The 18,708-nt window shown below is 61.8% G+C and carries 12 protein-coding genes and 3 pseudogenes; 4 read left to right on the forward strand and 11 right to left on the reverse strand.

All coding sequences use genetic code 11. From position 1 onward, the window contains the following. Positions 1–5: 5 nt before the first annotated feature. The 4 genes and pseudogenes from ACWBU6_RS14970 to ACWBU6_RS14985 all read left to right on the forward strand — a co-directional run. Positions 6–368: pseudogene (locus ACWBU6_RS14970) on the forward strand (SDR family NAD(P)-dependent oxidoreductase); the annotation flags it as partial. 702 nt (positions 369–1,070) lie between these two features. Next, positions 1,071–1,361, forward strand: coding sequence for a hypothetical protein (locus tag ACWBU6_RS14975; protein ID WP_452644120.1), 291 nt, complete (start codon positions 1,071–1,073; stop codon positions 1,359–1,361). 704 nt (positions 1,362–2,065) lie between these two features. Continuing rightward, positions 2,066–3,401, forward strand: a pseudogene (locus ACWBU6_RS14980) (IS4 family transposase). Between the two features lie 220 nt (positions 3,402–3,621). Continuing rightward, positions 3,622–4,197, forward strand: coding sequence for a hypothetical protein (locus ACWBU6_RS14985; RefSeq protein ID WP_452644122.1), 576 nt, complete (start codon positions 3,622–3,624; stop codon positions 4,195–4,197). Between the two features lie 168 nt (positions 4,198–4,365). Here the strand turns inward: ACWBU6_RS14985 and ACWBU6_RS14990 are convergent. The 11 genes and pseudogenes from ACWBU6_RS14990 to ACWBU6_RS15040 all read right to left on the reverse strand — a co-directional run. Beyond that, positions 4,366–5,118, reverse strand: a pseudogene (locus ACWBU6_RS14990) (integrase core domain-containing protein); the annotation flags it as partial. 25 nt (positions 5,119–5,143) lie between these two features. After that, positions 5,144–6,769, reverse strand: coding sequence for a DUF6519 domain-containing protein (locus ACWBU6_RS14995; RefSeq protein WP_452644124.1), 1,626 nt, complete (start codon positions 6,767–6,769; stop codon positions 5,144–5,146). 12 nt (positions 6,770–6,781) lie between these two features. Next, a complete protein-coding gene (locus ACWBU6_RS15000) occupies positions 6,782–8,902 on the reverse strand; it encodes a hypothetical protein (RefSeq protein ID WP_452644126.1) in 2,121 nt (706 codons plus the stop codon). Further along, positions 8,899–12,546 (reverse strand): putative baseplate assembly protein, encoded by a 3,648-nt coding sequence (locus tag ACWBU6_RS15005; RefSeq protein WP_452644128.1) that lies wholly within the window; start codon positions 12,544–12,546, stop codon positions 8,899–8,901. The genes ACWBU6_RS15000 and ACWBU6_RS15005 overlap by 4 nt, the downstream gene beginning before the upstream one ends. Beyond that, on the reverse strand, positions 12,543–15,278 hold the full coding sequence (locus tag ACWBU6_RS15010; RefSeq protein ID WP_452644130.1) for a putative baseplate assembly protein: 2,736 nt from the start codon (positions 15,276–15,278) through the stop codon (positions 12,543–12,545). The genes ACWBU6_RS15005 and ACWBU6_RS15010 overlap by 4 nt, the downstream gene beginning before the upstream one ends. Further along, positions 15,262–15,648: a GPW/gp25 family protein gene (locus ACWBU6_RS15015; protein WP_452644132.1), complete on the reverse strand. Its 387-nt coding sequence runs from the start codon at positions 15,646–15,648 to the stop codon at positions 15,262–15,264. Before ACWBU6_RS15015 ends, ACWBU6_RS15010 begins: the two co-directional genes overlap by 17 nt. 9 nt (positions 15,649–15,657) lie before the next feature. Beyond that, positions 15,658–15,978 (reverse strand): hypothetical protein, encoded by a 321-nt coding sequence (locus ACWBU6_RS15020; protein ID WP_452644134.1) that lies wholly within the window; start codon positions 15,976–15,978, stop codon positions 15,658–15,660. Then, positions 15,978–16,538: a phage baseplate assembly protein V gene (locus ACWBU6_RS15025; RefSeq protein ID WP_452644136.1), complete on the reverse strand. Its 561-nt coding sequence runs from the start codon at positions 16,536–16,538 to the stop codon at positions 15,978–15,980. The genes ACWBU6_RS15020 and ACWBU6_RS15025 overlap by 1 nt, the downstream gene beginning before the upstream one ends. Next, a complete protein-coding gene (locus tag ACWBU6_RS15030; RefSeq protein ID WP_452644138.1) occupies positions 16,535–17,662 on the reverse strand; it encodes a hypothetical protein in 1,128 nt (375 codons plus the stop codon). The genes ACWBU6_RS15025 and ACWBU6_RS15030 overlap by 4 nt, the downstream gene beginning before the upstream one ends. After that, the gene (locus tag ACWBU6_RS15035; RefSeq protein ID WP_452644139.1) at positions 17,659–18,042 is read right to left on the reverse strand and encodes a LysM domain-containing protein; all 384 of its coding nucleotides are present in this window, start codon (positions 18,040–18,042) and stop codon (positions 17,659–17,661) included. Before ACWBU6_RS15035 ends, ACWBU6_RS15030 begins: the two co-directional genes overlap by 4 nt. Next, a complete protein-coding gene (locus ACWBU6_RS15040) occupies positions 18,039–18,701 on the reverse strand; it encodes a hypothetical protein (protein ID WP_452644141.1) in 663 nt (220 codons plus the stop codon). The genes ACWBU6_RS15035 and ACWBU6_RS15040 overlap by 4 nt, the downstream gene beginning before the upstream one ends. Between the last annotated feature and the right edge of the window lie 7 nt (positions 18,702–18,708).

Raw genomic sequence — 18,708 nt, forward strand, 5'->3', positions numbered from 1 at the left:
TGGAAATGTCAGAAGCCATAATTGTTGTTACTGGAGTGTCGTCGGGTATTGGGCGCGCCACAGCAGAGAAATTTTCCAAGCGCGGTTGCCGCGTGTTTGGAGCTGTACGGGCGATCGCCGGCACGAGCCCGTTGGCTGGCGTCGAGCTGGTGGAGATGGATGTTCGCAGCGACACGTCCGTTAAGGAGGCGTTTCAGCAGATCGTCGCACGCGCCGGGCGCATCGATGTCCTCGTCAATAACGCTGGGGCGACCATCGTCGGCGCGGTAGAATAGACTTCGACCACGGAAGCGAGCGTGCTGTTCGATACGAACCTTTTCGGTATCCTTCGCACGGCGCAAGCAGTTCTACCGCAGATGTCCGCACGCTCAATGAGGCCGGTGCTCGCCCGTCTCGACTTGGCTGATAATGCGATGCAGCGCCACGCGCCGGGTGGACGTCCGTTTACGATCCGTTGATCGGCAAGTTCATGTCGGGTGATCCGCTGACTTCTGACCCTCTGGGGGCGGATGCATTTTGACTGGGCGCCTTGTCGGTCGGTAATCAGTGGTGGGCCGCGAGGGGAATCCTGTGGGCAAAGCCTTAAAATAGCACTATTCGAAATGACGGCCAATCAGGTACTTCGGGCTGGCGCAAAAGAATGTTTGGGAGGCGAGTACGGAGTCGGTACGGAGTACGGTCGGAATTTCTGGGATCGGTTGGGAGACACGAGATGCGCGCTTCTCCTATGAGAGGGGTCTCAAGACAGCTCGCACAGACTCTCATTTGGGCGTTCACACTGCAGGGGTCGCAAGTTCGAAACTTGCACTTCCCACCAGAATTTAGAATTAAAAAACAAGGGCTTACGGTAAAACGTGGGCCCTTGTTGTTTTCGCGACCGGAAAAGGTCCGGAAAAGCGATTTAGAGCGGGTGGGTCCGCTCGTGTTAGCTCGGCATAGCGATATTTAAGGCCACGCAGATATGCTGAATGCAGCGGCCATTTTCTTGAGCAGCATTGTTCGACACGCTATGCACAGCGCGTAAATGGTCTTCTGTTAGGATGTTGTTTCTTTGTAACGAAATACTCCCCATGTCTGATACACCAACTGAATCGACTGAGTTCAAACAAAAACTTCGAGAACGAATGAAGGAAGAGCGAAGCGATGTAATTCGCTTTTCAATTAAGGCAGTCTTTGGCATTGGCGCCTTGGTCGCGGTATTGCGCTTAGGAAGTCCGAGCGGTTGGCGCGAATGGGTGGCCCTCGTAACCGAAGTACTCGCGGTATTGCTGGTGATCGTGACGATTTTGCATTACCGATTAAAGCGCAAGGGAGTCATCCGCGATCTTCGCAGAGAGTTCGACGAACGCAATACTGATTAATTCACATATTTCTGCGCTTGTTGCGCTCAAGAGCGATTGTCATCTGCCTTGCGATATCGCTGGCGCTGGCCTGGTTGGTCGTCTAAGGCACGCTCACATTGATGCGGTGGGTGCCGCCAGCTAGCGGTTGATCCTGATTTATTCAGACCGGACTAAGTATGCTATATTGCTGATTTAATATTTTCAACAAGCCTGCCCTTTGCTCCGCACTTGATTAATTCATGTTCACATTCAATGGTCTGGGAACCAATCTTTACGGCAAACGTGATAAAGATTCCGATGGCTGGTACACGGCAACAAAATTCTTCTGCATACTGTACTTTCCGATCATCCCACTGGGTTGCTATCGTGTCAGAAGAGTAGGAGACATATCCCTCAGCGCCCTATTGGCCGGCCAAGTTCCATATTACGAAATGTATCCTATTGACGAAAACATCGCACAAGCAAGAAATATCTACTTGGTAACATACGGAACGGCCTTGGCAGTTTTTATCCTGGCTAATGTGTTTCTCGATTAGTGCCGATTTTTCCACCCCGCCTTATTTTGAGATTGGATGATTGGGCTGCGGAGTACAGCCCATGCCCTTATACACAAATCTGACATAAGCGGCCAGCTCATGAAGAAGCAGTTTACATTCAAGGACTTGCAGCGGGCCTTGTAAACCGCCGCCATTTCGCGTTTACTCTCGTCTTTTGGGTGACGCATTGGCGACCGCAGCAACAGGTGGGCAGCCACGGAATCTGCACAGTTGAACCTCGGCGATGCGCGCCTCAACAATCGAGCGAGGACGTTGATGGAGCGATTTGCAGCTGATCCGACGGCGAGTATTTCCGATGCCTGCCATGGCTGGGCGGAAACGACGGCCGCCTACCGGTTCCTGAGTAATGAGGCAGTTGATTGGCAGGATATCCTTGCGCCACATTGGGAACAAGCGCGACAGCGCATGCAAGCTCAAGCGGTTGTACTTTGCCTGCAGGACACCACCGAGCTCAACTTCAACGGACAGGAAATTGAAGGCTTGGGGCCGCTCTGTTACGAGGCGCAGCGCGGCATGTATTTGCATCCGACGTATGCGGTAACTCCGGAGCGGGAAGCGCTTGGAGTGCTCGATGCGTGGATGTGGGCGCGGAGCAAAAAAGATGCGGCAGGCAAACGTGGCGATCTGAAAGAAAGTCTGCGCTGGATTGAGGGCTATGAACGGGTGGCCGAGATGGCGACGGACTTTCCGGAAACGTGCCTGGTTTATCTGGCTGATCGTGAAGCGGACCTGATGCCGTTGATGCGACGGGCACAGCAACTAGGTGAGCCTGCGGACTGGCTGATCCGAGCAGCCCATAATTGCTGCCTGTCCGATGGCGGCAAACTGTGGGATCACACCGTGGCTGCTGAACCAAACCAATCGGCCAAATCGAACTTACCATGGCTTCCTGGCACGGCGTCAAAGCACGCCCGGTACGTCAGCAGCTGTGGCGGCAATGCGTGACATTGAATAGTGATGGCGGGACGCCCTTGATGGTGACGTGCGTCTTTGCCCACGAGGTTGATGCACCCGCCGGGGAGCAAGCCGGTCGAACGGCGTTTGCTTACCAACCGATGCGCCGAGACATGCCCCGAGGTGGTGCAACTGATCGACTGGTACCGGGCCCGCTGGGAAATCGAAATGCTGTTCGACATCCTGAAGAATGCATGTCGCATCGAGTCGCTTGGAGCACATCGGTAAACTTGAGCGTGCTATCGCGATGTATCTGGTGGTGGCATGGCGCATTGCGCACCTGATGCGGCTAGGCCGTACTTGTCCTGAGCTCGATGCCAGTCACTTCTTCGACTGGGCCGAGATCCGTGCAGCCTATATGCGTTCCAAGGCTGGGCCGCCTGCTGCCCCCACACTCAACGAAGTGCTGCACTTGATCGCGGGCTTTGGTGGTTTCCTGGCACGCAAAAGCGACGGTGAACCGGGAGTGCAAACACTTTGGAAGGGGCTTCGGAAAATACGAATCGCGGCGGAGGCACTGCGTGCCGCAGATGCCTCATATCGCTAGTTTAGACTTGTGTATAAGGGCACGCCTTCAGCCGTCAGCGCGAAGGTGTATTACGTTCTAAGCTGTACGTGAAAGTAAGTAAGGAACGCACTACATTCAGTGTGACAATTCAATAGTATTAAGGGTCATCCGAGAATTAGAATAATCATAGGAAGTCCAGGATTTGAAACTAGCTCGCCCGAGGCTTCTAATGCCATGAACCTATTCTGAAGGAGATTCCATGCCTGCGGCTTTTGGATGGCTTACCGATCTAACGAAAATTCTCAATGAGAATCATCAAGGGCAGTGGGCGTATACTGGCAGCTTTGCAATTTATGTCCATGCGCACGTATTACTCCAACAAGAAGCACGGCAGCCAAATGATATTGACATTCTGTGTTACGAACCACAAGACGTTTTAGCAACTATTAAGGCCAATTTATACGTTGAGTCGGTGCTGAAGAAAACCAAATTTATCGAACTGAAAAACGTTAAGATCACCCGACAGGCAAGCAACGTGCCAACACCTGCTAATATCGATATATTGCAATACGGTACCTACGGTTCGCTTAGGCAAGTAATAGTATATCGGCAAGGTGCACAGCAGTATCCGGTCGAGGCAATTCAGTCACTGTTAATGACAAAGTTAGACTTGGAGGATTTAGATAAGAAGTCGAACTTTGAGGTAGACGTCGCAATGCTGCAAAAGATGGCATCTCTTGATGTGCACACGACTAGCCTCTCACCGAACAAACCCAGAACAAAGGGAAAGGTTATCGATCGAAACGGCCTAAAACCTCTCAAACTGAATTTCTAGTGAATTCCACCGAACTCTCTCAATAAATGAAGATCTGGGCGAATCTTATAAAGTAGTCGCGATCTGACATTGGCTCGGTTTGACGCCGATACTGTCAGTTCAGATTCCGCCGTTCGGTACGTCGATTTTATCGACGCCACGCCTCCTTTCCGTCAATAGGAGTCTGTAATGGGGGCGTTCAGCGTTGTAGCACTGCAGCCATTCGTCGAGGTCAGCCTGCAGCTGGGCGATCGTGAGGTAGATCTTGGGTCGGAATACGATCTGGTAAAACTCATTCAGGATCGCCGTGTGGAAGCGCTCACAGATCCCATTGCGGATGCCGTGTATTGGTCTTCGTGTGCTTGATGTCATTCAAGGCCAGATAAAGCTGATAGGCATGTACTTCCGGCCCGCCACTGTATTCCGTGCCCCGGTCCGTAAGCACGCGGATGATGCCCATGCCGTGCTCTTCGAAGAACGGGAGCACACGATCGTTTAGCAGATCGGCCGCAGTGATCGGCGTCTTGGTCGCATTGAGCTTGGCCGTGGGCCCATTTCGAGTAGGTATCCACGAAGGTCTGCTGATAGATTCCGTCAACGCCCTTGTGATTGTTCCCACGCAAACTTTCGCTCCAATGCCGCGACCTGGGATTCGGTTGGCACTTCGCCGGTGGCCGCTACATGGCGCTCCAGGTTGAGCAAGCGCAGCTTGAAGGATGCCAGGCTGTCGCGCAGCCAGATCGAACGGACGCCGGACGGCGATACGAAGACGCCTCGCTTACGTAACTCGTTCGACACCCGGACGTGACCATATGCCGGCTGCTCGAGGGCAAAGTCCTTCACTGCTACTTCGATGGCTTCGTCGACGCGATTGCGCAGATTCGGTTTTCTGCGATTGACGTCGAGCAGGGCATCTACACCACCAGATTCAACGGCAGCTTGGTCATGGGCTCCCGGCATCCTTTGCTCAAGCCAATGGCGGAAACTGATGCCTGCAGTCGGTTGGCCCATCCTGGACGTTACCAGCGGCATCGACCGTGATCACCGCGAGCGGTGCGTAATGGTGCACGATGCCGTCTGGCGGTAGGGCCAGCGGCACGGCCTGGCCTGTGGCATCTTGCTCGGTCGGCCATTCCACGTCGCCGGTGGCGGTGCGGGCTGGAATAAGCCAGTAGTCGCCGGTGCGGTACTCGGTGGGGGCGGTACCGGCGTCGGCGGGCTGGAATTGAATTTCCACGCCGTCCTCAAGGTGCAGCCAGGCTGCTGTATGCTCTACGATCCGAGCGGCGCCGTCGTCCACGATGTCCAAGCCATTCTCGCCGTGATCGCCTTCTTGGTGATCCCAACGCCGCAGCAAAGGGTGGCCTGCGCCTTCAGCCTCGAACACAGGCGCAGGGCCGCTCAGCGTGACGGTCATCGCGATGCGGTCGACCGCTTCGACCTGTAGCAGCGGGTTGGCCAGATTATGCAAGGCCGAATCGTCGGTCCCCACCTCCACCCAATCGCCGGCACGCAGTCCGACTCGGTCGTCGCGACCAATTGTCTCCAGCGTCAGAATGGCGCTGCCGCCGCCGGAGACGATCGGGAAGGCGGCGCTGCCGTTGTCGCGGGACCATTTGAAAGTGGGGGGGGTGGGAGAACCGATCACGCCGCCCGTGTGGATTTCCACCCTATAGAGCTGATTCTCCGCGCCCCGGTAACGGGCGTCGGGACGGACGATGCAGGGATCGGTGGCTGCCATTGCGCGCCGGGCGCGCGCCTTCAACCGTGCGGGACTGGCGGGGTTCAAGCGCGCCGCCAGTTCGTCTGCCGTGCAACAAGTGGGCGAGGAACCGTCCGCGCGGCGGCATGGTGGGGCTATCTTCACCTGCCACACCACCTTGGTGCGTGCTGCGGTGTCCGGTCCGCCCAGCGCCACTTCCCGCATGCTGTCGTCTTCGATGTAGCTGATGTGGCGCTCCCAGACGTCCAGGTAGACCTGGTGCACGCCCTCCGGCAACTGAGAGGCTGCCGGCACGGTGTAGTCACCCTGGCTGCGGTAGCTGACCACGCGGCGCAGTTTTGGCATGCTCGGCGCGGTGGGTCCGGAGAAGGCTCCCTGCAGCGTCAGCAGACGGTGCGTTGGATCGACGCTCGAAATGCGCGCAATCGTGGGCGGGAAAGGAGGGGAGGTGGGCACTACGCCTCCATCGAACACTTCGACGAACTGGTCGACCCGGAAGGTGAGGCCATCGAGCGTTAGCGCGGGCACCTGCACCGTCAATTGACCGCCGTTGCTGGCGCGTTCGGTGAGCGTCAGCGAAGCGCTGCCAAGCTCGCACAAAATGCCATCCACATAGTAGCGCCCCGCTCCAATACGGAAGTCGCCGGTCTGCTCGCTGCCGAGCAGGATCGGTGCGATCGCAAAGCCGCAAGTGGCGTCCGGCCCGCCGTGCGGCCCGATCAGGTCTGCGCCCAGCCGCCGCAAGTAATACAGCACGATGGCGTGCTGTTCGTTCCAATCGGCGTCCAGTTGAACGCGGCCTTGCTGCATCAGCACGGCGCTGTAGCGGTTCAAGGGGTCGAAGGTATTGCGCGTCAGATCGGCTTTCATTGTTGGCTTCTCCTAACTGGCGAATATGACGCCGACATCCATGCCGGCCGGCGTGTGCTCATCGAGGCGGATGCGCAAATTGGCCAGGCGCTGCGCCTGAAACAGGTCGTGATAAACGCCCATTTCCGCTTCGTCGGCGGCGCCGGCGGTGATCTCCGGCGCGCAATCGTCGGCCAATTGGCAGTAGGCGGGTGTTCCATAGCGCACACTGTTGAACTGCGGGATCACCCGCTTGCGTTCGCGCGCCAAGAGCGCGTCGCGCTCCTGCGGCGGCATGCCCCCGTTGGCGTAGCGTTCCTCGACCGCTTGCAATACCAGGTCCGGCTGGCAGCGGTAGCGGCGCGGCGTGCGCGAGCCTGCGGGCAGATAGCTAAAGCGCACGCAGCCCTTTTGACGGCGGCAGGCGATCACGGTGCCGTCGAAGATAGTGTTTTCGGCCAGTACGATCGCATGCACCTGCACGCGGCCAAATACGGTGCTGCGCGCGATGCTGAGATCAACGTGCGCACACAGGTGCTGCGGTGCGCCGATGGCAATCCGTTCGCCGCTGGCGGCATCGATGATGCTGTCGCTGATGCGAATCGTCGCCGGGTCGAGGCGCACTTCATCGCGGCTGGCTTGAATGATGCCGAGGATGCTATGTTCGATGGTCAGGCACTCGGGCGCGTTGATCAGTTCCAGGCTCGGTTCGGCCGGGCGCCGTGGTTCGCAGTCGCAATGCAAGCCCCAGCCGGCCACCAAGGTTGAATGGCGGATGGTCACCGCGGCCATTTCCCCGCCGATCTGCACCGATCGTCCCGTGACCAGCAGGCCATCGAGCGCGCAGCGCGAACCGGCTGCGCCGGTGATGACAAGGCTATCCGGCAGGGACGTTTGCCAGTCGAGAATGCGGATCACCGGGCGGGCGCCACTGGCCGCGCGCAGTTGCAAGGTTTGGTTCGCCGCCAGCTCGATATGGATCGGTTCAACATACACCCCGCTATCGGTCAGTTCAATCACGCCATGGGCCGGCGCTTCGCTCTGCCACAGCGTCAGCGCTTCGCCGATGCGGGCATAGGGCTGTCCTTCGCCCACGCGGTACAGCCGGCTCACTGGGGCCTGCGACAGGACGCGGGGGTACTCGCCACCGCCAATTGGCGCCGGGAATCCATAGTGATAGCTGACCCACACGGGTTGGCGCCGCCCCGGTCCGGGCGGGAATGCGATGCGGCCTAACACGGGGTCGACCGCCACCTGGCCTGGCTGCGGGCGGTAATTCCAGTCGGTGAGATCGGCTGCCACCAGTTGTTGCGGGGGAATCGGCTGACGCGGCATGCCCACCCAGATCTGGAAGCACTTCTCTTCACCGTAAAAGTCGAAGCTGCCATTGAGCAGGCTTTGTTCAATCGGCCGGCGTCGCAGCGCTTGCGGCACGCCTGGCAATTGCGGGGTGAAAAGCTGCGTGTCGTTACCCAGTGCACTGAAGTGGTAAAGGTTCGGTCCGCCCTCATCGTAGCATCGGGCAGGCGCCATCGTGATCGAATATGAACGCAGGCGCCAAACGAAAACCCCGACACACGGAATGTTGTGCTGGCCGCGCCGCCGCGGCGAAGAGATGCGCCGCACGTCCACCCCATGCGCCAGCCGGTTGAACGGGCCGCCCAATAGTTCGAGCGCATCGCCGTCGCGCAGATCGACGCTGCGTGCCCTGCGCAATTGCAGGTGATTAATGGCTTGGGTAAAGGCTAGAAGCCGGAAGAATTCGCTCGCTTGCCCAGGCCAGCCGGCCACGTCGCGCGCCAGCGTTTCAAGCACCGCCAGGGTGCCCTTGCCGCGCCGTGATCGCACCGTATGCGCCACGTCGCGGCGCGGAATCAAAACGCTGTCGAGCGCCGGGTTGCCGCTGACTCCCCCTGTGTGCAGGGCGCGGTAGCCAATCAGGTCGCCGATGTAAGGGACCACCCAGTCCTCGCAGGTTTCAATGAACCAGTTGTCGTACAGCTGACCGATGTCGGCTTCCAGCAAATCGACCTGCTCGCTGATTACCTGTAGCAGCGCGCGCAGCGGGTAGCCCTGGTCCGCATCGCGCTGACGGTAGAGCGCAGGCAGCAGTTGGTATAGGCGGTCCGGTTGCGGCCTGTGAGCGGTGTTCATCGGCTGACCTCCGTTAGGATAAGTGTGTCCGGGATATCCGGCGTGAGGATCACCAGTTCGGCCGGCCGCACGCCGTTCGCGCCGTCGCTGCGGGCCAGCTCGGCCACGACACGGGGCTGCGACGTGAGCGTGTCGGCTAAGCCAGCCAGTTCATCGATGCCGATCGATTCCGATACGGAGTCGAATACGCGCAGGTCGACATACGCTATGCCTTCCACAGCCTGCATGACGGCCAGCGCCTCGCTGCGGATCGCGTCCTGACCCAACTCGCGCTGTTCGAAGCCAAAGGCATGCAACAGGGCTGCACGCAGGACCGGCTCCACGGCGTCCCACAAATAGTCGGCATGTACTTGAATCCTGGCATGCATCACCAACAGCTTGAGCCGGCGCAGCGCAACTTGCACCGGCAGGTGCGGGTCTCCATAGTGGCCGAGTGCAGACAGCAGGTTGCGGTACAGATCCGAGCCGGGATCGACGGGGATATCGTCCGCGCCGGCGATCGTCACGTGCGTCAGCTGGCGTCGTCCATCGCTGATGCGGGCGGCGCTGCTTTTACCGATGCCGGCGAAGTAGCGTGTGAAGTCGGCGTAGTCCTGCGTCGAAACGAGCCGGTCCAGGGCCATCGCGGCCAGCGGGGCGTTGCGGCGCAACTGGTCGCGGTTGTCAGCATCGGCACCGCCGCTGGCCGGCAGCGGATTGATCACGGCCTGAGCACCGAGCGGGTGTGTGGCGAGCTGGCTGATCTGCCTTGCCTTCACGTTGCCGCTTTTGCCCATTCCATAGCGGTAAAGTGCTTTGACGTTGGCGCTGCCGGTGGGAAGGCGCGCGCCGTGAACGCCGTCGCCGAACACGATGCTGGTGCTGTCCGAGCCGTCCTGCCCCGTCACCGTCTGCAGCATATAGCCGTGTGCTGTGCCGGAGAGCTCGTCCAAGGTCATGGCTTGGTGCCACAGCACGTCGTTGACCCGTACTTCCAGCGTGCCGCCGATGCCGGATGGCGTCGGCGCGGAAACGAAGGTCAGGGGGCCTTGGCGCAATGTGAAGCGCTGCAAGGCTTGTGCGGCGTCGCCATCGCCCAGCACTTCGCCGGTCGTCTGGCCCTGGCTGGCCCTGGCCACGTTGCCATGGATGGTGACGGTACTGGAGTCGTAGGTGTAAGCGAGCCGGTTGGCCAACGTGAGGATTGTATTGGGCGGGGCGGAGGAAACGCGCCACGCCCACAGGCCGTCTTTTGTTGTGCGTGTTGGTGGAATTCTGCCATTTGGCAGGGCCTCGCCAGTCAGCGGGTCCAGTAACAGACCATTGAATGCGGCGTAGTCGCCGTCGCGCTCCGCCTGGCTGGGCACATACGCTGTGGCGTACAGGCCGGGCGCCAGTTGCAGCTGGTCGCAGTACAGCTGGTTCGCCATGGCTGGCAAGGGCAGCGATTTCAAGCTGGAGGGTGCCGCGAGCCGCCCCACTACCAAGCGATCGCCGGCGCGGTTGGCTTCGCTAACATAATGGAGCTGCGCGAACGGCATGCCGGGCGCCGTGTACAGGGCGCAGGCGGCGCCGCGTGTACCTTGGGCGACGGCGGCGATCATCGCCAGCTCGCTGGCGCTCACCCCACTGGTGCCGGAGATGTCCGTGCGCAGTCCGGAAATGATGATCGAACGTCCCGTTTCAAGGCCGTCGTACAATCCCGCCAGAACGATGGTATCGCCTTCAATGTCGGCATCGAGCGGTTCCTCGGCCAGTTCCAGTTCCTCGGCGTTGGCGTACACGATGGTGTTGCGGATTGCGTCGAAATCTTCGCCTGCGCCTTCGTTGGCGTGGCTCAGATCGAGCCACGCGAGCGCATTATGGCTGGCCGGATCAAGCAATTCCACGCGCGTGCTCTTGCCGCTCATGCCGTAGTCGGAGCGCGCCATGGCGGCGGTGGCCACGCCTGCCCAAGCCACCAGCAAGCCGGGCGAGCGCACGATTCTGGTCGCGCTGCTGTCGACCGCGCGTGTGTCGACCACCACCCAGCTTTGCGGCACGACTTTCTCATAAGCGTTGTCGAGCGAGACTATATGCTCCCGCTCGTGGAACACATTGCCGCCACCCTCAGCGGGTTCCACCACTTGCCATTCGCCGTAACTGGTGACCACCCCGTCGCTGGCGCCGGTGATCCGCGGCGGCGCGCTGTTGCCATACAGGGGCGCGCGCACGCGTAGCGCATGCACGCTCACTTTTTGCATTACATCGCTGGCGCTGCCCCAGGCTTGGTAAAGCGGCTCGGCGGCAACCGGATGGAAGCGGGCCAGCAGTCGCGGCGCCATATCGGATTGGCGGGCGAAGGCTCGCGCCACACTTCGTCCCAGGCGGCGCGAATTGGCCGGCTGAAGCGAGGCCGGGCGCGACAACGGCTCAAGCAGGGGAGCCAGCCGTCGTAGCGGCGAGATGGCGCGCTGCGCTGGTACGGTGGTGGTAACCGGGCCTTGCGGATCGGGCACGCTCGCGTCCAGCAGCGGTAGCTGGCCCGCCAGAGTGTCCAGCGTATCGAGCAGGTCGCTCAGCCACGGCTCGAGCCGCGTGAAGTGGCGCCGCTGCGTCAGATCATGCCGTTCGCTGACCTGGGCGATGGCGCTGCGCACCAGCGGCAGCACGGCTTCCACGGTGCCGTTCGATTGCGCAGCATCGTCGATCAGCGCCTGCAGCAGGTCCGCGACCTGCTGCGCCAGCAGGTTGGCGGCGAAGATGCTGGCCGCCTCGGCGATATAAGGCTGGACCGCCATACGGACATTGTCCAGCGCCTGGCGGCCGAAGCTGGCCCTGAACGGCGTTTCCTGCAGCGTCACTTTGGTGCGTCCGTGGCTGGCATCGCCCGCCACCGATTCGACGAAACGCACCACCTGCTGCCCTCGGCCGCGTCCCAGTACGATCAGCAACGGGTCGCCAATTTTCAGGTTGCTGGATGTGCCCCGCAAATATAGGGTACCGATAACATTGGCCTCGGTCCCGGTGGGCAGTTGGCCGGCCAATGAGGTCCCCGTGAACGGCAGCGAAATCACTTGCGGGCGCGTGAGACGCGGCTTTAGCGCGTTCCAGCTGTCGCGCGCCTCCAGTTTTTCGTCCGTCTCGAAGAACTGCGGCAACTGACCGGCGCCAGGCACGCTCTGGGCCCGCGTACCTTGCGGCAGCTCGCCCCGGAAACCGTCGGCCACCGTGAAAGCCAGGTGCACGCTGGCGGCAACTCCAGGGCGCAAGCGGTAGCCGACCAGGCGTGCCAGATCCGCCACCGACTGGCGCTCGGTCGCCGTGCGCAGGTAAGCTTCGTTGGCGATGCGCTCCTGGTAGAACGTCAGCACGTCCGCCACGGTGGCCCAGCCGTCGAGCAGCGCGATGGCGGGATCGGCGCGATCGCGCGTCGTCAGCCTCTTCAGTGGCTCAGAAGGGCCATTCTCGCCAGCCGGCAACGTCAGGCGCATGCCGGTCAAGCGCGCCAGCATGCTCCCCAGGAAGGTGGTGTGGATGCCGAGACGGTAAGACAGGGCATCGAGTCCTGGACGGTTTGCTCGTGCCGGAGGGCGCGCCGTGCCGGTAGCGCCGCAGCAGCCGCACAGCGGATCGCTGCCGCCACAGCCGGCGCAAGTGCAAGCGGCGTGGTTGGTGATGGTCATCGTCCACCTCGCAGATCGAGTACCAGGCGGCCGTTCTCCGGCATCCCCGGATGGTTGTCAAGCCGGGCAATTTCAAGAGGACCTAAATGCAGAACGCCATCGCGCAACTCATCGTTCGGGCCTTCAAAATAACGCTCCAGCCTTACCACGGCGACTTCCCGCACACCCGGTACGGCCTGCGCGGCGGCCGTCAGCGTGCTGACATGGATGTCATCGCCGAAACTCAGCCGGTCCGGGTGGAAAAAGCCGGCACGGCTGTCCAGCGCTTCCAGCAGGGCGGCTTTGACCTGGCCGCGCAAATAGTGTGGGGCGACACAGACGCGCAGCTCGATATCGAGCGGCACGTAGCGGGCGGGCCGCACTACGAGATCGTGGCCGATACGGCGGTAGGGGAGCAAAGCGGCCGCGATGGCGTCGAGCAGCGCGGGGCTGGCATCCCCTCCGCCTAGGGGATCGACCGCGACCAGCACTTCGTGCCAGCTGCCGGTCCAGCGCAAGGTCGCGGCCGCCCGCTGGACGGCGGGGTGCCGCGCCGCCAGCGCGGCATAGTCTTGTGCGGTGACGGCGCGCGCCAGGCGGCTGCGAAACGCATCGGGTGCCAACAGCTTAACCTGTTCCAGCGGTTCGGGCTCGGTGCCGCCGCTGGCAGCCATCGGGTTGCGCGGCGCCAGTGCGGCGCCGTCGATCGTTATGCCGCGCGGCACCAGGTAAGTGATGGTCTCGGCGCCCACATTGCCCGCGCTGCCATTGCCGACCCGGTAACGGGCGGCGAACAAGATGCCCGGGCCCGGTCCGCTGGACGTGCTGAATCGCAGGTGAGGCAGCCCTTCATTATCGATTTCCACCGCCAGGGCGCGCGCGCCGTCCGCGCTGTCAAGCAGGTCGGAAACCGGGCGCCAAACGTCGATCAATGCCGTCAGGTCCGCCACCAGGGCCTGCAGCAGCGGCGCGGGAAGCGGCGCACTGCCGCTCCAATTGGCCAGCGCAGCGCGTGTCGCGTGCGCCAGGCGCGCCAGTAAGGCATCCTTGGCGGCGCTGACGGGACTACGCAGCGCGGCTGCCAGCAAGGTGGGGTCTTGCAGATCGGCGAAGGCGAACAGCGCTTCGCTGCCGCCGGGCGCGGCGGGAATCGCATCCAGGACGACGCTGGGCAACGCCTCGCGTGGATCCTGGCGCAGCAGATCCGACGCCGGGGAGTCGTCACACACAGCTTGGGCGAAAGTCAGCGGCCCTTGGGACAGACGCGGACGGAATGGCGCGGCCAGCACCGCTTCCTCGGCCGCGTCGCAATCGGTCGGGCAGCTCGCGGCGGTGCGGCCGAGCGGAACGGTGCCAAGCGGCTCGCCAATACGCGTACCATGATCGACCAGGATCACATTGCCGCGTGCGACGCTCACCTCTGGCAGCATCGCGCAATCGGGCGCCGGCGCTTGGATGGAAAGGCACAGTGGGAAGGCCAGCGCGTCAGCCGGCCCCCAGCTGATATTGAGCACGGGCCGGTTGTACAGGGCGTCGACGGCGGGCGCGACATCGGTCAAACGCACCGCTTGGCGGTGGTTTGGGTCGGCATCGGCCGGGTTGCCGGTGCGCGGTCCGATCACTTCCTCGAAGATCAGCACGTCGCCGGCTGCCAATTTCAACATCCTTGGGCGCTCGTCAGGGGCGGCCAGCGTACTGACGCCATCCTCGCCGGCAGCGCCATCATCGGCCCAGGCGTCCAGCAGTGTCGCACTGGTTGCGCCGCGTGCGAGGCAGCATTCGCTATCGCCCCAGGTGTAGATCGTGATGCGGTTGTGGGCCGGACGGAACGTCGCAGCTGTCTTGTCATTCAGCGGCAGCGCCTCGAAGATCTCGTAGTCCTTGGCCGGGATATTGAGCAGGTCGCGCTCGGCCAACACTCGGCGTTCGCGCGGTGCGCCGGGGTAAGCGGTGATAAAGCGCATCGCGGTCAGATCGAGCGTGCGCTCAGTGTCCGTTTCCAACACCAGCCACGCCCGCGCGTTGCAGCCTTCGTGCATGCGGTAATCGACCAGCCTGGCGTGGCGCCGCACCGAAATGCGCTGGCGCGCGGTGCCCAGGTAGGCTTCGGTCGCCACCGCGTCCTGGTAGTAGCTCAGGTAATCGCCGGCATAGGCGAGCAGCTCCACCAGCGCGATGCCGAGGTCGGGCGCATGATCTTCGCGCCAGTCGGGCATGATCAATGCCAGACGGTCCAGTATCAGTTGGCGGAAGCTGGCGTAATCCTTGGCCAAGTAATTGATGTCCGGTTCCGGGCGCGGCGGCGGTGGACAATCGAGCCGGGGCAGGCAATCGAGGTCGCTGGGGCAGGAAGCCTTGAAGCTGAAAGCGATCCTGTCGTAACGCGTATCGAAGCCCTGCAGCGGCGTGTCGGTAGGGCGGCCATGCTCGTCCGCCTCTACCACCCGCAGCACGTAGGTGGAAAAGTCGCCCGGCTTATCGACCCGCACCTCCATCACGTCGTCCAGCGCGGGATCAGGCTGGCGGATGATCTCGATACCGGTGACGGCAATGTCGCGCACGCGCTGGCCGCCGCTGATGCGCAGGTTCCCCGCTTGGAACACGGGCGGCGCCTTGCCAAGAAAGTACACGAGAAGCGTGCGCTGCGCCTCGTCGGCCACTTCCAGGTAGTCGAGCCCATTCATATCGGCCATGCGCACGTCTTCCCGGCGCAGGTCTTCCTTGCAGTGCAGTGCTTCACTGGTCGGTTTCATGGCGCGACGCTCCGCTTGGCGCTAGGGAAAAATTCGCGGTGGCGGGTAGGGCGGTCCGCCGCACCAGGTAGCGCACTGCAATTTCAAGACGGCTGTCTATCGCAGCCACTTCCAGGCCCTGCAGCTCGATCACATCCCCCAGATAGCGCTGCAGCGCCGCCTGTAGGCTGAATTGCAAGGCCGCCGCCAGTTCCGGACTGTTTGGCGCGAATACCAGCTGCATTAGTCCGCTTCCGAAATCGGGACGGTTCACCCGCTCGCCCGGATGGGTGAACAAGAGCTGCTCGATCATGTCGCGGATATGTCCGTTTTCGTCCACTATGGCGGTTCTGCCGCGCCCGTCAAAGTGGAATGGAAAGTCCAGATTCATCGGTGCCTCCTAGATTCCGGTGACGCGCGGCTGCGCCATGAGGGCAAGCAAAGGCGTGCTGGTCGGCGCGCAGACCGCCTGGCTATCGAGCAGCAGCAATGGCTGGCCCTGGGAAACGATGCGCAGCGCCGAGGTCACGTACTGCGCCGACACGCAAGGTCCGTTGCCTGCGGGCGGCGCGAAGGCGCAACCGGAGACGACGTAGGGTGACGTGATCGCCACAGTGGGCTGGCCGTTGACCAGCACGCGCGCGTTGGGCATCGTTGGCTGCGCCTGTCCGCCGTGCGCGCACATGACCGTCGCGCCTACGTGAAGCAGAAAGCCGGGCATCACGTCACCACCAGAGCCACTTTGTTGATCATGACGCTAGGTCCGATCAACTCGATGGTGGCGCCCTTGCCGTTGTTGATATAAATGCCGGTGTCGTTGACGACGATCGTGGCCCCGCTGGGACTGCGCAGGATCACACCACCGGTGCCGGGTGGTGCGGGGGCGGGAATCGGCGCCATGACTGGCACCGGCACAGCATCGCTCAAGATCACCGAATGCTGCAGCGTGGTTTGCATGACGATGTTTTGGCCGGGCGGCACTGCAGGCGGCACGGCTGCGGCGGTCGGCACCTCGGGGAAGTTGCCCCACCAGCCACCGATCCATACGGGGCGGTCCGGGTCGCCCGCCTCGAACTGCAGCCAGACTCCAGATCCGATCTGGGGCACCATGAAGACGCCGCTCTGCTTGCCGGCGATAGGTGCGCAGGGCATGGCCCAGGTGGACGGCGTCACCCCGCTGACGTCGGGCACCAGCACCAGAATGCGGCCCAGTTGCAGCGGATCGATGTTGCTCACCACCGTGCCGCGATAAATGCCGAAGAATTTCGGACTTTCGTTCATACGTCCACCCGATCGACCGAGCTTCCCAGCCCCCCGCGGGCCAAGGTGAAGCTCTGTTTGTATTCGCCACGCTTGATCGTATGCGTGACACTCTTGACGTAGTATTTGCCGTCGTAGAATCGGCCCGCGCCACGCACAGCTGCCAATTGACGCGCTTTGAACACCCGGCCGTAGCGCAGCACGTCGAGTTGGCCGTTGCCGGTAATGACGTCGGCGCTCTTGAACAGTGCCGCCAGGCCGGCCATGGCGGCTCCCGCCGGATCGGCGTTGGCGATCGGCCGCAGCTGTTCACTGCGCATTACAGGAGGCGCGCGCGCGCCCAGCGGCGCCTTTAGCAAGTCCAGATTCGGTACGGGAATTGGGATCGGGAGCTTGCTGTTTGGTTCGATGATGGTGACGAAGTATTGTGTGGCCAGCGTGCCGTCGTAAGAGAAATTGAGCGAATCGATATTCGAGCTTGAATCGAAATTGATCGACAGCGCGGGCTGCGGGCCGCCGAACATTTTGCTCAGGTCCGGACCATAGTAGGCCATGCTTTTGCCAGGAGTGGGGCCCGGGTCAAGGTAGAAAACGGCGCCTTCTTCGCGCGCCAGAGACGAGACATAGCGGTAATCCGTGCCTTGCTGCTTGATGAAGCGGTCGAGCGGGTTTTCGATGGCGGGAATGCTGGCGGGCAGGGCGAGCGGCACCACGCCGAGCACTGCGTACTTGGCCAGAATCGCTTCGACGATCAGAAATTTCGGCAGTGCGGGGTAGGGGATGCCCGTCAGATCGATGAAGTCCATTAGGGCCGTCAAATCCAGGCCCGTCAGTGTCAAGGCGGTCTTACCGGCGGCATTGGCCAGCGTAACGTCCTGTTTCGTGATGATCCCGTCCATCAGCACTTCGCTGCTGCCGTTGACGGTGACGGCGATAATGACGCGCGTACGGGGATCGAAGGAGCCACCTTCCAGCATACGCTGCATCTCCGAGTTTTTGCCCAACAAGAATTTGAGCTGAAACCCGCCCTGGGCGCCGACGGTGGACGTGACCTGCACGTCCGTGAGCGCGTCGATGACAGCGCGCGGCACCGGACTGGCACTGAATGAACCCATCATGAGGGTGAGGTAGAAGCCACGATTCATGGCATGCCCACTCCGGCCACATCGAGCGGCAGCGTTATGCGCAAAGTCCGGCCGGCTTCTTCTGTCAAGGCCTGCGGACGCATCGCATGGTTTGCGTCGCACAGACGCCAGAACAATTCAGGATCGCCGAAATGCTGGGCGGCGATATTGTCAAGCCTCTCCTGCTGGAGCACGCGGTGCTCGACCAGCAGCTGGAAGCGCTGCGCATCGGGCAGGAAGCGCCGCTTCAGGTAGGCCACGCTGCGTCCCTGTGCGAGCACCAGCGTGGCGGTCTCGATGCCGTAATAGCGGCTGCTGGCGGCGAAGTGGTTGTTTTTAAGGGCGCTTTGCGCCAGCATGGCCAGCACCGGATCCATCACGGCGGTAGTGTTCCCGTTCATAGTGCCCCCTTGATGCCCAGGCTGTTGAGGGTGCCGCCCGGCTGCTTGGCGGCCAAGCGCTCTTTCTGCTGCTGATAAACCATGTACAGGCTGCCGCCTTTGTCGGCGAATGGCAGGTCGTCAACCGACAGCACGCGCAAGCCCAGGCTGACTTTGGCCCGGATTGGATTCAGCAGCGGGTCGAATGCTTCTTCGGTGACGGAAAAGTCGGTGATGCGCACTGGAAGGACGCGATTGCTGCTCCACGTGAACAGCGCGAGCGGCGCCATGACCGGCATGATCTCCAGTGTCCCCTGTTGCGCCAGCTTGTAATTGCTCTGCAGCGTGGCGCTGGCCGGGTAGAGCAGGGCTTCCAGCGCTGCGAGCTGGGGGAAGATGCCCAGCGTCGCCGCATTCGGATTCTGGTCCGGGAACTCCAGCTGGTCGGTGGCGTCGATCTCGGCTTCGAGCGTGATGGTTTCCACCGGCGGCCCGGTCAACCGCATCGCTTCCGAACGCTCGCCGCCTTCTTCCGCGCCTTTGGCTTTTAGCGTGCGCTTGAGCGTGTCCGGAGTATATTGCAGTATCAGGACGCCGTTCGGCATGACGGTGAATTTATCCGGATCGAGCAGGACGATGCCGCCTTTTAGCGTGCGCGGGGAAAGCGGGAATGAGCTCATCGCGGTG

It is taken from the genome of Pseudoduganella sp. HUAS MS19 (genome assembly GCF_053615455.1).